Below are 14,566 nucleotides of genomic sequence, written 5' to 3' on the forward strand. Positions count from 1 at the left end.
CGGCGGGAGTCGTCGACGAGTCCTGCCCGCTCGGCGGACGACCCTGGCGTGTCCTGCCCGCTCGGTGGAGCACCCGTGGTGGGTCCTGCCCGCTCGACGAGCCCGGGCCGAGCCCCGACGACGACGACGCCCCGCCCACCAGCCGGTGGACGGGGCGTCGAGGACGTACGACGGGCGCGTCAGGCGCGCTGGGCCGCCCGGATCGCACGGACGTTCTCGCGGTCCGCACCGAAGGCGGTGAGGAGCAGGACGACGCCGATGATCGCGTGGAACAGGTTGTCCGCGAAGGTCAGCGCGAAGACGTTCGCCGAGGTGCCACCGAGCGCGAAGCCGTACACCGCCATGACGACGAGCACGACGCCGACCAGACGGTTGCCGTTCCGCGCACCGATGGTGGTGCCGAGGCTCGTGATGAGCAGCACGACGGCGAGCAGGATCCAGAGCAGGCACATCGCCGGGTTGACGCCGAAGGCATTCCAGAGCATCCCGCCCTCGCGGCTGAAGAAGCCCGGGTCGCCGTCGGCGGCGAAGAAGAAGCCGAGGAAGCCCCAGAGCGCCAGGAGCGATCCCACCGTCAGGGCGAGGCCCCGGTTCGGCGACGCCGTGATGCTGGGTTCCTTGATGGCCACTTCGGTCTCCTCCTGGTACAGGGTGGTCGCACCGGACGGACCGGCGGCGGGAGCCGGAGCACCTGCCCGCGGTGCACGGGTGGTGCGGCCGTCGGATCCTGAGGTGGCTGACCCCTGGTTCACAGGCGCGGACCGGCGGACCAACGGTATCGTGTCGGACCCCGACCGTCCGAATCGCACGCGCGGCACCAGCCGGACGAGGAGACCGATGATCGCCACACCGAGGAGGACCACGCCGGTGACCCGCACGCCCGAACGCACCGCGCCCGAGTCGCGCGGACCGTTGGTCTCGCGGCGCTTGCGGTGGGGGCTGCTGGCGGCTCTGGGGTTCGTGATCGTGCCTCTCGTCTACGCCGTCGCCGTGCTGACGCCGGTCGGGCAGCGGGTCGAGGACGCCGCGCTCGGCGGGGTCCGGGAGTCCGACCTGTTCGGGTCGGACACTGCACTGAACGTCATCTCGGTGCCGGTCATCCTGTTGCTGGTGGTCGTGATCGCCGCCGTCGCGTTCGCCCGGCGCCGGCTCGCGGTCGGACTCGGAGCGGGCGTCGTGGTGCTCGCGTCGGCAGCCACCTCGACTCTCGTGAAGCGTATCGCCGAGCGCCCGGAGATCGCCCAGTCGGAGACGCCCAACTCGTACCCTTCCGGACACGCGACGATCGCGCTCGCGGCACTGTTCGCCGTGCTCCTCGTGACGCCCCGGCGCTGGCGACCGGTGGTGACGATCGTGGGGGCTGCCTACGCCGTGTTCGTGGCGAACCAGACGGTCGTGTACGGCTGGCACCGGGTGAGCGACATCGTCGGGGCCTGCGCGATCGCCCTGTTCTGGCTCGGGCTCGTCCGTGCCGTCGGACCGCGGGTCGACCGCGGGGAGCGCGGTGACCGGGACGGGCGTCGGGGCCCCCGTCGCCTGGTGACCGCGTTGCTCCTGGTCGCGACGGGCGTCGGTCTGCTCGTCGGGGTGGTCGCCGTGGTCGCGGGCCTGGCCGGGGTCGCCGACCTGCACGATGCGGTCCTGGTCGCGGGCCGCATGGCGTCGAGCGTGAGCGTGCTGGCGGTCGTCACGGTCGTGTGGCTCGCGGACGGGCTCCACCACGCCGCGCAGACGGACGAACGCGCCCTGCCGCCCCGCCGCTGAGCTGCAGTCCAGGCGGACTGCCCCCCCCCCGAACGAGCGGACGCCTCGACGACCGGGAGGCGTCGCCGCTGAACGCCTCCAGGCACACCCGGCGCTGAGCGCCTCCGGGTCCACCTTGCGCTGTGTGCCTCCGGACGCACTCGGCGCTGGCGGGAATGCCCGGGGCTGCGGTACGTTGTACCCGGCAAGTCGATGCAAACGCATCGAACCAGCAGCACCAGTAGCCAGCACCAGGAGGCGGGCACCATGCAGTTCGGGATCTTCACCGTCAGCGACGTCACGACGGACCCCACGACCGGCACCACGCCGGACGACACCCAGCGCGTCCGGGACATCCTGACGATCGCCGAGCACGCGGACCAGGCCGGCCTCGACGTCTTCGCCACCGGCGAGCACCACAACCCGCCGTTCGTCGCCTCGAGCCCGACGACGATGCTCGGCTACCTGGCCGGTCGGACGGAACACATCACCCTGTCCACGAGCACGACCCTCGTCACCACGAACGACCCGGTCCGCATCGCCGAGGAGTACGCGATGCTCCAGGTCATCAGCGACGGCCGCATGGACCTCATGATGGGCCGCGGCAACACCGGTCCGGTCTACCCGTGGTTCGGGCAGGACATCCGTCAGGGCGTGAACCTGGCCATCGAGAACTACGCGCTCATCCGCCAGCTGTGGGAGAACGACGTCGTGAACTGGCAGGGGAAGTTCCGCACCCCGCTGCAGGGCTTCACCTCGACCCCGCGTCCGCTCGACGGGGTCGCGCCCTTCGTGTGGCACGGCTCGATCCGCACGCCGGAGATCGCCGAGCAGGCCGCGTACTACGGCGACGGCTTCCTGCACAACAACATCTTCTGGCCGATCCAGCACACCGAGCAGATGGTCGGTCTGTACCGCCAGCGCTTCGAGCACTACGGGCACGGCACGGCCGACCAGGCGATCGTCGGCCTCGGCGGGCAGTTCTTCGCCCGGAAGAACTCGCAGGACGCCTGGGACGAGTTCCGCCCCTACTTCGACAACGCCCCGGTGTACGGCCACGGCCCGTCGATGGAGGACTTCACCGCCCAGACCCCGCTCACCGTCGGCTCGCCGCAGCAGGTCATCGACCGCTACGCCACGATGAAGGACCACGTCGGGCACTACCAGCGCCAGATGTTCCTCATCGACCACGCCGGGCTGCCGCTCAAGACGGTGCTCGAGCAGATCGACATCCTGGCCGAGGACATCGTCCCCGAGCTCCGGAGGATCAACGAGGCGGACCGTCCGGCGCACGTGCCGTCCGACCCGCCCTCGCACGCCGACCGTGTGGCCGCCGCGCTCGCCGCGGGGACCGCGGCGAGCGACCACGTCGCGGCCGAGGACGAGTGGACGGGTGCGTCCGTCTGATCACGTGACCCCCTCACGGACGGGAGGCGCGGTGCCGGCTGGCACCGCGCCTCCCGTCCGTCGCCACGCGCGTTCCGACCCATCGCACTCTCTCTTACGCGCGGGGCGACTGCTGCGGAGCGGTGCTGGCCCCGGGCTCCGGGGCCGGCGCCACCGGGCGGGCCGGCACCAGCTTGAGGCCGACGACGCACGCGACGATGCCGGCGATGAAGAGCAGGCGCAGGAACGTGACGGGCTCGGCGCCGGTCGCCATGCCCCACAGGACGGTGAGGGCCGCGCCGGTGCCCGTCCACACCGCGTAGGCGGTGCTGATCGGGATGTGCTGCAGCACGTACCCGAACGCGACCAGGCTCACGACGATCGTGACCGCGAAGAGGGCGGTCGGGCCGGGGGCGGTGAAGCCGTCGCTCGCGCCGAGGGCCGTGGCCCAGACGGTCTCGAGCGCCGCGCTGACGAACAGGACGAGCAACGCCACGTCAGCTCACCACCTTGAGGCCGACCACGCAGGCGACCAGGCCGAGGACGAGGGCGACACGGGCGACGGAGGCAGCCTCCTGGCGGCGGAGGATCGCGACCATGACCGTCAGCGACGCCCCGATGCCGACCCACACGGCGTAGGCCGTGCCGACCGGGATCGCCTTCATGGCGAACGCGAGGCCCACCATGCTGAGCACCATGCCGGCCACGAACGCGACCGTCGGCACCACCTTCTTGAACCCGTTCGACGCGCTCAGTGCGGTGGCCCACACCGCTTCGAGCACACCGGACAGGACGAGCACGACCCATGCCATGGCGGTCTCCCTTCCTCGTCGCGAGTCGCACGACTGTGCGACTCCTGCCGGACCGACGCTAGCACGAGTCGCACGAGCGTGCGACGATGTGCTGGTGACCACCCGCGAGGACCTCGAACAGCGCCGTCTCGACGTGTCCGACGCCGCGTGCCGCGTCCTCGCCCGCGACGGACTGGGCGCCCTGAGTGTCCGCGGCGTCGCCGCCGAGGCCGGGCTGCCGCCGAGCACCGTGCGCTACGTGTTCCCGACGCAGGCGGCGATGCGCGAGCACACCATCACGCTCGTGTTCGACCGGACCCGTGAACGGATCGACGCGATCCCCGAGGGGCTGCCCGACCGCGAGACCGCACGCCGGATCCTGCTCGAGCTGCTGCCGCTGGACGACGAGCGGGTGGTCGAGCTCGACGTGTACCTGGCGCTCGGCAACGCCGCGCTCACCGACGCTGCGCTCCGACCGGCCCTGGACCGGGTGGTCGCCGAGATGCGCACGTGGTGCGACCGGATCGTCGCACTCGTCGGGGTGCCGGAGGACCAGCGGGCCGACGAGGCGTGCCGACTCCACGCGCTCGTCGACGGTCTCGCGGTGCACGTCACACGCCTCGCCCCGGGGGAGTCCGCCGAGTGGGCGGTCGACCTGCTCGACCGACACCTGGCCGGCCTGCCCTCCGACTGACACCCGTCCCCGCGCGGCCCGGAGGGAGCCGGCGCGCTCCTCGCCTATCCTGTCCCGGTGACGAGCGCTCCCACTCGCCCCGCCCCCACCCGCACGCTCACCGGCCCCGGCCTGGTGCTCGGCGCCGTCGTGGTGCTGCTCGGCGTGCGCGTGGTGTCGCCGAGCGTGGGCACGGCCGGGCTGCCCGACGTCGTGCAGGACTTCCTGACGCTCGCCATCAGCGTCGTCGTCGAGTCGCTGCCGTTCGTCGTGCTCGGCATCGTGCTCTCGATCGTCGTCGAGGTCTGGGTGCCGGCGGGCGTGCTCGAGCGGATCCTGCCCGAGCGGCCGCTGCCCCGACGGGCGGTCATCTCGCTCATCGGGATGCTCTTCCCGGTGTGCGAGTGCGGGAACGTGCCGCTCGCCCGGGGGCTCATGATGCGCGGGTTCACCCCCGCCGAGGCCGTCACGTTCCTGGTGGCCGCGCCGATCCTCAACCCGCTCGTGATCATCAGCACCGCGCAGGCGTTCGGGTGGTCCGGGTGGATCCTCGTCGTCCGCATCGTCGGGGGGTTCGTGCTGGCGAACCTGGTCGGGTGGATCGTCGCCGCGCACCGTCGCCCGGCCGAGCTGCTCCTGCCCGCGTTCGAGGCCCGGTGCCGTGCCGCCGTCGGGGCACCGCGCTCCCGCAACCGCTGGCGCGAGAGCGCGTCGCAGTTCGGCGGCGAGACCGCGACGATGATGCCCGCGCTCTTCGTCGGTGCCGGGCTCGCGGCCGCGATCCAGGTCGCGGTGCCCCGGTCGACGCTCGTCGCGGTGGGCGCGAACCCGGTGCTGTCGGTCGCCGCGATGATGCTCCTGGCGATGACGATCTCGCTCTGCTCGAACGTCGACGCGTTCTTCGCGCTGTCGTTCGCCTCGACGTTCCTGCCGGGGTCGATCACGGCGTTCCTGCTCATCGGGCCGATCATCGACGTCAAGATGATCGCCCTGCTCCGGACGACGTTCCGCGCGCGCTTCCTGGTGCTGCTCGCCGTCGTCTGCGTCCTGTTCACCGCGGCGGTCGGGTTGGTGATGAATGTCCTCGTCTGAGAAGGCTCCCGCGTACCTCGGGCTCGGGTCGGTGCTCGCGGTGGCGCTGTGCACGCTGTGGCTCGCCCTGGTCGGACACCTCGACCTGTACATCAACCCGCGGTACGACCTGTTCACGATCATCCTCGCCGCGGTCGCCGTACCGGCCTCGGTGGCGGGGCTCGTCGCCGTGGCGCGCGGGCACGGGCACGCCCACGACGACGAGCAGGACCACGCGCACGTCGCCCACGCCGACGAGCACCACCACGCGCACGCCGCCCACGCCGACGGTGGCGACCACGCGCACGGTGGCGGCCACGCGCGCACGCCCGACGACGGGACCGCCTACGAGCACGGCTCCGACGCCGCCCGGGCGGTCCGTCGCCGCGCCCCCGGAGCCGCCCGGGTCACCCGCGGTGTCCTCGGCGGCATCGCGGCCGCGGCCACCGTCGGGGTCACGGTCGCCATGCTCGTGCTCCCGCCGACCACCCTGTCCGCCCGCACCGCCCAGCAGCGGAGCGTCGACACCCCGACCCTGTCGAACGCCACCGGCACGCAGGACGTCGCCCTGCTGGGCAGCGAGGGCGTCGACACCTCGGAGTACGGCGTGAAGGACTGGGCGGCGCTCATCCGTCAGACCACGGACACGAGCGCGCTGGTCGGCAAGCCGGTCGAGCTCTCCGGCTTCGTCGTCCCGGGCGCGGACGGGTCCTTCACGCTGACGCGCTTCGTGATCAGCTGCTGCGCCGTCGACGCCCAACCGGTCGGCCTCGGTGTGGTCGTCGACGGCCCCGTGCCCGACGCCGACCAGTGGGTGCGCGTCACGGGCAAGCTCGCGGCGAACCCGGACCAGTCCGCCGACGCACGGATCGTCATCCGTGCCGCCGACGTCCGCGCCATCGACCAGCCGACGGACCCCTACGAGTACTGATGCGCACGAACACCGACACCGACGACACCGCACCGCTCCGCCGCCGCCCGCGCGACCGGTTCCGTCGCCGACTGGTGGCGTCGATCACGGTCTTCGTGCTCGTCGGCGCCGTCGCCGCGGTCGTCGGCTCGCAGCAGGGCCCCCGGCTCCGTGACGTCACCTACGACGCCACCGGTCTCGTGTCCCGGCCGGCGCAGCGCGTCATCCTCACCGCGAACCAGGCCCTGCAGCAGGTGCCGGCCGACGCCGTCACCGTGACTCCGTCCGCCCCGCACACCGTCACCTCGAGCGGCAACACCATCGCGGTCGAGTTCGCCGGGCCGCTCGCCTACGACCGCACGTACGAGATCGCCGTGCGCGACGTCCGCGCCCCGGGGCAGCCCGCCGCGTCCGAGCTCCGCACGACGATCACGACGGGCAGCACCGACGTGCTCGCCCTCGTGCCCGCTCCGTCCGGCGGGAAGGACCGGATCGTCCGGCGCTCCCTCGACGCCGGCGGCGCCACCACGGTCTTCGAGTCCACGGGCATCACCGAGTACGCGCGCCTCGGCCGCTCGCTCGTCGTCGTCCGCGGTGCCGACGGTCGCTCGACGGTCGAGATCGTGCCCCTGGCCGGCGGCGTGCAGGACGACAGCACCCCCGTCGAGCGGCTGACGCTCCCGACCGCGGCGGGCCGGGTGACCGCGCTGCACGTCGCCGACGACGGGGCGTCCTTCGGGTTCGAGTACGCCGACACGTCGACCGGCCAGTCGCGGGACGTCGGGCTGTACGTGGTCGACATGACCGGCACGCACCTGCCGACGGCGATCGCGGCCGACGGGAAGCCGACCGCCGGTGCCGAACCGATGACCGTCGGGCAGTGGGCGTACGTGCCCCGCACCGAGAGCGCCCTGGTGCGGACCGGCTCCGACGACCTGGTGCTCGTCGACATGAGCGGGCGGAACGACCCGGTCCGGCTCGGCAGCGCGACGTACCTGCACGGCTACGTCGGCAGCGGCACCACGGCGGTCGTCGAGACCGGCACGGGGATCGTCCGGCTCGACCTGACCGACGGGCAGCGCCAGGAGCTGCCGGCACCGCGGGGCAGCACCGATGCGCCGTACCTCGGTCGGATCGCCCCGCTCACGGACGACACGTACGTGCGCGTGGTGGGCGAGGTGCGGGCCGACGGCACCCTCGCCCAGCGGATCGTGCGCGTGGACGGCAGCCGTGCCTCCCGGCTGCCCGTGACGGTGCCGGCGGACGCGAGCGTCACCGCGGTCTGCCCGTCCCCGAACAGTCAGTTCCTCGCGGTCACCACGCGGTCCGCGTCGGGGGACCTGGTGAGCGTCGTGGACGCCTCCTCCGGCACCCTCGAGGCGAGCGTGCAGGCGTCCTCGGTCGACTGGTGCGGCGCGCTGCCGTCCGGCGACGAGGTCGGCTGACCGGCGACGAGCGACGAGCAGCGGCCCGGGGTCAGCGCCGCAGCGTCTGCTTCGGGTACTCGCCGAACCGCCGCAGGTACTCGCCCGAGAACCGTCCCATGTGGGTGAAGCCCCAGCGGGCCGCGATCGCGGCGACGGCGACGGAGCCGGGCTCGGCACGGAGCAGGTCGTCGTGCGCCCGACGCAGCCGCACCTCGCGCAGGTACTGCATCGGCGTGCGGTCGAGGGTCCGCTGGAAGGACTCCTGCAGTCCGCGCACGCTCAGACCGGCAGCGATGGCGATGGCGGACACCGTCAGCGGCTCGTGGGCCCGTGCGTGGACGGTCTCGACGGCGGAGCGGACGCGGGCGTTGCGGTGCTCACCCCAGCCGACGGGAGCGGGCTCCCCGTGGAACCGGTACAGGTCGAGCAGGGAGCGGACGACCTCTCGCTGGGACTCGTGCCACGCGAGCGATCCCGCGCCCCCGTCGCGCAGCGCCCGCACCGCCGATGCGACCGACGCGCGCCACCGCTCGACAGCCGCCGTCGTGGGTGGCGTGAACCGGTCGAAGGCGAGCGTGCCGTCGACGAGGTGGCGCTCCGAGGCCACGTCGAGCACGAGGTCGCGGTCGAGGTGCACCAGTCGCTGGTCCCAGTCGCGGTACTCCATCTCGAAGCGCTGCTCGATCGGGAAGAGCACGGGGACGCCCGGCTGCATGCGGACGGCGTTCCGGCCGGTGTCGACGGTCGCGGTGCCGGAGTCGAGCCACTGGACGACGACCTCGCCCTCGACGGCGACGTCGCCGCGCAGTGAGCCGTGCATCTGCGACCGGCGGATGCTCATGCGCTCGTCGCCGACTGCGACGTAGCGGTACCAGTAGTCGTCGTCGACGTGCGCCGAGTGCCAGGCCTTGCCGGCGTACATCCCGGCGAGGTCGGCGATCGCGCCGTCGGTGTCACTGCCGGACACCGACACCAGGGAGCGGAGTCCCTCGTTCGTCGTGTCGTCCATCGAACCAGCCTCCCTCCTCGTGTCGGCGCAGCGGGCGCGTCGCGCAGCCCGGACTGCTGTCTCGCGTTCTGCGGACAAGGAGGGTGGTGCCACTCCGGATGGACGGACGGACGGGAGGCGCGGTGCCGGCCGGCACCGCGCCTCCCGTCCGTGGACCCGTCGTCAGGCCAGCGTGGCCGCGTCGATCACGAAGCGGTAGCGGACGTCCGAGGACAGTACGCGCTCGTACGCCTCGTTGACCTGGTCGGCGCTGATGAGCTCGGTCTCCGGCAGGATGTCGTGCTCGGCACAGAAGTCGAGCATCTCCTGGGTCTCGGCGATGCCGCCGATGGCCGAACCGGCCCAGCTCAGGCGGCGCGGGATGAGCGCGAACGCCGGGACCTCGAGCGGCTCGGACGGGGCGCCCACGTTGACGAGCGTGCCGTCGACCTTGAGCAGCCCGAGGTACGCCTTCATGTCGAGCTTCGCCGAGACGGTGTTGATGATGAGCTCGAACGACTGCGCGAGCTGCTCGAACGTGGCCGGGTCCTTCGTCGCGTGGTGGGCCTTCGCGCCGTAGCGGAGCGAGTCGGCCTCCTTCGACGTGGTCTGCGACAGGACGGTGACCTCGGCGCCCAGGGCGACGGCGATCTTGACGGCCATGTGGCCGAGGCCGCCCATGCCGACGACCGCGACCTTCGAGCCGGGGCCGACCTTCCAGTGGTGCAGCGGCGAGTAGGTGGTGATGCCGGCGCAGAGCAGCGGCGCGACCTTCTCGATGTCGAGCGACTCCGGCACCTTCAGGACGAAGTCCTCGTTCACGACGACGGCCTGCGAGTAGCCGCCCTGCGTGATCGAGCCGTCGGCGGGGTCGACGCTGGCGTAGGTGCCGATGTTGCCCTCGAGGCAGTACTGCTCCTGGCCGGCACGGCACTGCTCGCACTCGCCGCAGGAGTTCACCATGCAGCCGACGCCGACCCGGTCACCGACCTGGTGCTTCGTGACGTTCGCGCCGACCTCGGTGACGTGGCCGACGATCTCGTGGCCGACGACCTGCGGGTACTGGATCGGACCCCACTCGCCGCGGACGGTGTGGATGTCCGAGTGGCAGATCCCGGCGTAGGCGATGTCGATCATGACGTCGTCGGGGCCGACGTCACGACGGGTGATGGTGGTCTTGACGAGCGGCTCGGTGGCCGACGGTGCCGCGTACGCGTTGACGGTGCGCATTGGTCTCCTCGTGGGGGTGCTTCTCGGGTCGGGTGCGACCCGCTCCCCAGTGTGGTCCCGCGCCCCGGGGGCAGGGAGGTTGCGTCGGGGTACCCCTCGTGCGCCCGGGCGGGCGTGTCGCCTCGTCGCAACGTGGGCGGTCGTCAGCGGTTGCATCCACCGACTTCGACTTCGGCGTTCCGAGCTCGCGCAGCTACGCCGAGAGCGCCATCATGCTGCCCAACGCCAGGAACTCCGACTGCCGCTTCTGCAGCGTCTGATTCGAGATTTCCGCCCTGGTCGCGTAGTCGGTCCACCGCACCGGTGCTTCGAGCGGTGCCAGCGATTCCCCATCGTGAGCATCGGTTCGGTGCCGGCCCGTACGAGCCAGGACTGCACGAAGACGAGATACGCAGCCCGCGTGCCCGCCCTCCGCTGACGAGTCAATTTGCGGACCGGGATTTTCGGACGTACTCGCTCGTCCCGCGTGAGCCGTCACTCTCGATCGTCGGAAGCCGCCTTCGTGGAGTCGTCCGCGGCAGCCCAGTAGGGGACGTAGGACTTTGCGCGGTGACCCACGGTGTCGTCGTAGAGCGCGATCTGCCCGGCTTCGATTGCATCGCTGATGAGGCGTGAGACCTGCGAGCTGTTGCTTGCACTGATGCCGAACCGCGAGCGGAGGGAGGCGTTCGTCAGTCGCTCGTACGACGCCCAACGGAGGCACGCGTGGAAGTACACCGCCCGAACCTTGTCCTCACGCTGCATGGCGGTGAGCTTCCTCGGTCCGTAGACGATGACGCGGGTGGCATGTTCCACGACCTCGACCTTCGGGGAGGGCAAGCCGGCTCGTTCCGTCTCGCTCGCGATCTTGTCCCAGCCGGTGCCGTTCTCCTCACAGAGGTTCATGCGTCGCATCATCCCTGCGAGCTTCCCGTTCCGGGACACGGCCGGAAGGTTGATCAAACGATCGATCGGAAGGAGAGGCGGACCCGCGTTCGTGACCTCCACCCGGTCGGAGAAGACTTCGATGAGCGGCCCATTACCCGTGTCTGTGAAGCTCTGGTGGATCAGCGCATTGCCGATGACCTCGCGAAGGAGGAGATCCGTGAAGACCTCCTCTGTCCTGCGCTCGCCCTCAACGTAGATCTCGCGAGCGGGAAGTATCGCCTTCACCCAGGCGAGGAGTCCCGTGAAGCCGAGTGCGTAACCCTTGGCGCCATCCTGCCTCCGAACAGTCTCCATCCGGTCGACACCCGCGTACTGCACGACACGCACGGCCCGGCGCTCGAGGCTCGGGAACTGCCTCAGATCTCGTGCGAAGAGGAGTGCGCCCAGATTGGTGATCTTCCAGCGACCGGAGTCTTCGACCTGGATGACGCCGAGACGTTCGAAGATGATCAAGAGTTCGTTCTGCCGTTCTGGGGCAGGGGTTCTTGATCGGCGGAAGTACACGGGAAGATCGAGGAGATCCGTCAGCTGCTCGGCGACGACACCGTCCCTCGCCACGCCTGTCTCGAAGGACTCTCCGCGTAAGACCGACCAGAGCCGTGCTTCGACGGTTGGCCAGTCCGACAACTTCGTCAGGTTGGATCCGATTCGCACCCAGGAGATGTGCTCGAACTCGACAGGACGGTCCCGCGCTGCGTCAACCGACAGCAGCACGACGTGCTGGCCTTGGAGCTCGGTCTGCTCGAAGGAGAAGTCGACGCTGTCACGGAGCTTGCGGCGTAACCAGAACTCGAGCTCCTGACCCCGCACCGGCGCACGATCAGGGTTGAAGGTCGTCCCGACGACGTCTTGGCTCTCGTCCTCGATACCCCAGACGAGGTAACCGCGGCTCGTGTTCGCCAGCGCAGCGGTGTTGGCGAGCGCCGAGATGTACCGGCCGATCCGCTCTGGATCGGCGTTGTTGTGCTTGAACTCGATCCACTCCGTCTCCCGGCCACCAGCGCGCAGCGCATCAACGAGTTCGCGCAACTCATCGTCCGAGTACCTCTGAACCATCCGCCGATCCCCTCATGCGTCAGACTGAGACCACGAGTCAAACAATACGAGACCGCGGTTGCCTGTTCTGATGCGGAACGCAAGCCTGTGGAGATTTGCCAGTCAAACAACGAGGCTGGGCGCTCAGCCGACGAGCCGTGCCAACCGCTGCCCGGCGATCGTCGCGAAGCGCAGCGGGTCACGCAGGGCGTCGTCCGGCTCACCGGTCGTCTGCGTCGCGAGCACCACGAGCGAGGCCGCCGCCGCGAAGTCGTCCAGCCGCGCCTCGATCTCGCCCGCGACCAGCACCACCCGGGCCCCCGGCGCGTGCTCCGTCGCGAGCGCCCGGACGACCGTCGGCACCTTGCCCGCGGCGCTCTGCTCGTCGAAGCGTCCCTCGCCGGTGACCACGACGTCGGCGCCGTCGAGCAGCGACGGGAGTCCGAGCACGTCCGCGACCGCGAGCGCTCCCGGTGCGAGGGTCGCGCCCCAGGCGAGCAGCCCGAAGCCGACACCGCCCGCGGCACCGGCACCGGGCGTCGCGGGGTCGACCTCGGGCAGGCTGCGTGCCCAGGCGGCGAGCCGCTCCTCGGACGCCGGGGCAGCGTCCGGCGTGATGCCCTTCTGCGGTCCGAACACGGCCACCGCACCGGCCGGCCCGAGCAGCGGTGACGTGACGTCGGACAGGACGACCACCCCACCGGCGGGCAGGGGCCGGAGCCCCGACCGGTCGACCGCGCCGGAAGCACCGACGGCGAGCCCGAGCGCCTCGAGCACCGGGCGTCCGCCGTCGGTGGAGGCGCTGCCCCCGATGCCCAGCACGAGCCCGGTCGCGCCCGCGTCGAGCGCCGCCGCGATCGCCTCGCCGAACCCTCGGCTCGTCGCGGTCTCCGGGAGCAGTGCCCCGCCCAGGAGCGGCAGCCCGCTCGTCGCCGCGAGCTCCACCACGGCCCGGCCGTCGGGCAGGCGCAGCCAGTGGGTGTCGACGGGGGTGCCGGCCGGTCCGGTCACCGTCACGGGCACGCGTTCGGCCGCCGGGTACGCCGCGGCGAACGCGTCGAGCGTGCCCTCGCCGCCGTCGGCCATCGGCACGGTGACGACGTCGTCCTCCGGCCGTTCGTCGAGCCACCCGGCCCGGACCGCCCGCGCGGTGTCGGCCGCCGTGGCGGTGCCCTTCAGGGAGTCGGGAGCGATGACGACGCGCACCGGACCACCGTAGCGGGGCGGCGGGCGGTCAGAGGGCGAAGCGGGGGATCGGCTCGCCACCGGTCGCCAGGTCGGCGAGGAGCTCCCCGAGCAGCGGCGCGAACTTGAACCCGTGGCCCGAGAACCCGGTCGCGACGGTGAGCGGTCCGCGCCGGTCGATGACGAAGTCCTCGTCCGGCGTGGTGTCGTACAGGCAGCTGATGAACGTCGGGCGTGTGGCGTCGACGCCGGGGACGTACCGGGCGACGTAGGCCTGCAGCCGCGCTGCCTCCTCGGGCACGGGGCGCTTGTCGCGGGCGTCGGGGTCGACGACCGGGCCGGTGCCGTGGAACCCGACCTTGACGCCCTCGCCCGGGGTCAGCAACCCGTACACGTCGTCGCCGTCGGCCCAGTGCACGAACGACGGCCAGGCCTCGTCCGGCAGGTGGGTCGGGAAGTGGGCGGGCTGCTCCTGGGTGACGCGGACGGCCGGGAGGCGCGCCCCGCGTGCGGCGAGCACGTCACCCACCAGCGTGGGCGCCCAGGACCCCACCGCGGCCACCACGCTCGCCGTGCGGAGCGCCGTGCCGTCGTCGAGCGTCACGGTGACCGCGTCCCCGTGGTCCGCGACCGCCGCCACCCGGGTGCCGAACCAGAGCTCGGCGAGGCCCGTCTGTTCCGCCAGCGTCAGCAGGAGCTCGATCGTGTCGGCCGACCGGATGCGTCCGGCCGTCGCGTGGGTCAGGACGTGCCCCTCGAACGCGATGCCGGGCCAGCGGTCCGCGGCGGCCTCCGGGGTCAGGGTCTCGTGGGGGATCCCGGCGTCCGCCAGCGCCGCGGCGATGGCGTCGACCACCTCGGGCCGGCCGTGGTCGACCGCGCCCGTCCGGTCGAGCAACGTCGTGCCGGTCGTCGACTCGAGGGCGTCCCAGAGCGCGAGCGCGCGGGTCGTCAGCGCGACGTACTCCGGGTCGCTGTAGCCCTGCCGGAAGATCCGGGTCGTGCCGTGCGACGAGCCCTCGAGGTGTCCGCGACCGTGCTGCTCGACGAGCAGGACGCGCTCGCCGCGGGCGGTCAGGGCCCAGGCTGCTGCGGCGCCGACCACGCCGCCGCCGATCACCACGTGCCCGTCGAACCGGGTCTCGTCCGGCTGCGTCCCGTCCATCAGGGCAGCGTAGTGCGGCATGGTGACCGCCCTGC

General features: G+C 71.8%; 14 protein-coding genes. 6 read left to right on the forward strand and 8 right to left on the reverse strand.

What is annotated here, in order from left to right; all coding sequences use genetic code 11:
- Positions 1 to 179: 179 nt before the first annotated feature.
- Positions 180 to 629 carry a DUF4383 domain-containing protein gene (locus Q9R28_RS07750; RefSeq protein WP_158407721.1) on the reverse strand — a complete coding sequence of 150 codons (450 nt, stop codon included), beginning with the start codon at positions 627 to 629 and terminating at the stop codon, positions 180 to 182.
- Between the two features lie 337 nt (positions 630 to 966).
- Here Q9R28_RS07750 and Q9R28_RS07755 point away from each other — a divergent pair, with 337 nt between their 5' ends.
- Both Q9R28_RS07755 and Q9R28_RS07760 read left to right on the forward strand, forming a co-directional pair.
- The gene (locus tag Q9R28_RS07755) at positions 967 to 1,764 is read left to right on the forward strand and encodes a phosphatase PAP2 family protein (RefSeq protein ID WP_311205816.1); all 798 of its coding nucleotides are present in this window, start codon (positions 967 to 969) and stop codon (positions 1,762 to 1,764) included.
- Positions 1,765 to 2,010: 246 nt separating this feature from the next.
- Positions 2,011 to 3,150: a CE1758 family FMN-dependent luciferase-like monooxygenase gene (locus tag Q9R28_RS07760; RefSeq protein ID WP_066651817.1), complete on the forward strand. Its 1,140-nt coding sequence runs from the start codon at positions 2,011 to 2,013 to the stop codon at positions 3,148 to 3,150.
- Positions 3,151 to 3,244: 94 nt separating this feature from the next.
- Here Q9R28_RS07760 and Q9R28_RS07765 read toward each other — a convergent pair whose 3' ends face one another.
- Positions 3,245 to 3,625, reverse strand: coding sequence for a multidrug efflux SMR transporter (locus Q9R28_RS07765; protein WP_311205817.1), 381 nt, complete (start codon positions 3,623 to 3,625; stop codon positions 3,245 to 3,247).
- Position 3,626: 1 nt separating this feature from the next.
- On the reverse strand, positions 3,627 to 3,941 hold the full coding sequence (locus tag Q9R28_RS07770) for a multidrug efflux SMR transporter (protein WP_311205818.1): 315 nt from the start codon (positions 3,939 to 3,941) through the stop codon (positions 3,627 to 3,629).
- A gap of 94 nt (positions 3,942 to 4,035) precedes the next feature.
- Between Q9R28_RS07770 and Q9R28_RS07775 the strand changes: the two genes are divergently transcribed.
- Genes Q9R28_RS07775 through Q9R28_RS07790 form a run of 4 tightly spaced genes read left to right on the forward strand, consistent with a single transcriptional unit; the run spans position 4,036 to position 8,019 of the window.
- Positions 4,036 to 4,614, forward strand: a complete 579-nt coding sequence (locus Q9R28_RS07775) for a TetR/AcrR family transcriptional regulator (RefSeq protein WP_251159929.1) — start codon at positions 4,036 to 4,038, stop codon at positions 4,612 to 4,614.
- A 57-nt stretch (positions 4,615 to 4,671) separates the two neighbouring features.
- Positions 4,672 to 5,685 carry a permease gene (locus Q9R28_RS07780; protein ID WP_066651825.1) on the forward strand — a complete coding sequence of 338 codons (1,014 nt, stop codon included), beginning with the start codon at positions 4,672 to 4,674 and terminating at the stop codon, positions 5,683 to 5,685.
- Positions 5,672 to 6,595, forward strand: a complete 924-nt coding sequence (locus Q9R28_RS07785) for a TIGR03943 family putative permease subunit (RefSeq protein WP_311205819.1) — start codon at positions 5,672 to 5,674, stop codon at positions 6,593 to 6,595. Before Q9R28_RS07780 ends, Q9R28_RS07785 begins: the two co-directional genes overlap by 14 nt.
- Positions 6,595 to 8,019 carry a hypothetical protein gene (locus Q9R28_RS07790; protein ID WP_311205820.1) on the forward strand — a complete coding sequence of 475 codons (1,425 nt, stop codon included), beginning with the start codon at positions 6,595 to 6,597 and terminating at the stop codon, positions 8,017 to 8,019. Before Q9R28_RS07785 ends, Q9R28_RS07790 begins: the two co-directional genes overlap by 1 nt.
- 31 nt (positions 8,020 to 8,050) lie before the next feature.
- On the opposite strand, the gene Q9R28_RS07795 is transcribed toward Q9R28_RS07790, so the two are convergent.
- The 5 genes from Q9R28_RS07795 to Q9R28_RS07815 form a co-directional block, all read right to left on the reverse strand.
- Positions 8,051 to 9,010, reverse strand: a complete 960-nt coding sequence (locus Q9R28_RS07795) for a helix-turn-helix domain-containing protein (protein WP_311205821.1) — start codon at positions 9,008 to 9,010, stop codon at positions 8,051 to 8,053.
- Positions 9,011 to 9,172: 162 nt separating this feature from the next.
- On the reverse strand, positions 9,173 to 10,219 hold the full coding sequence (locus Q9R28_RS07800) for an NAD(P)-dependent alcohol dehydrogenase (RefSeq protein ID WP_066651831.1): 1,047 nt from the start codon (positions 10,217 to 10,219) through the stop codon (positions 9,173 to 9,175).
- Positions 10,220 to 10,693: 474 nt separating this feature from the next.
- A complete protein-coding gene (locus tag Q9R28_RS07805) occupies positions 10,694 to 12,202 on the reverse strand; it encodes an RNA-binding domain-containing protein (RefSeq protein WP_311205822.1) in 1,509 nt (502 codons plus the stop codon).
- 123 nt (positions 12,203 to 12,325) lie between these two features.
- Positions 12,326 to 13,387, reverse strand: coding sequence for a glycerate kinase (locus tag Q9R28_RS07810; protein ID WP_311205823.1), 1,062 nt, complete (start codon positions 13,385 to 13,387; stop codon positions 12,326 to 12,328).
- 28 nt (positions 13,388 to 13,415) lie between these two features.
- Entirely contained in the window at positions 13,416 to 14,531 is a 1,116-nt protein-coding gene (locus tag Q9R28_RS07815) for an FAD-dependent oxidoreductase (protein WP_311205824.1), read from the reverse strand.
- Between the last annotated feature and the right edge of the window lie 35 nt (positions 14,532 to 14,566).

Origin of the sequence: Curtobacterium sp. BRD11 (assembly GCF_031844345.1) — a bacterium.
In the GTDB taxonomy this organism is placed as follows: Bacteria; Actinomycetota; Actinomycetes; order Actinomycetales; family Microbacteriaceae; genus Curtobacterium.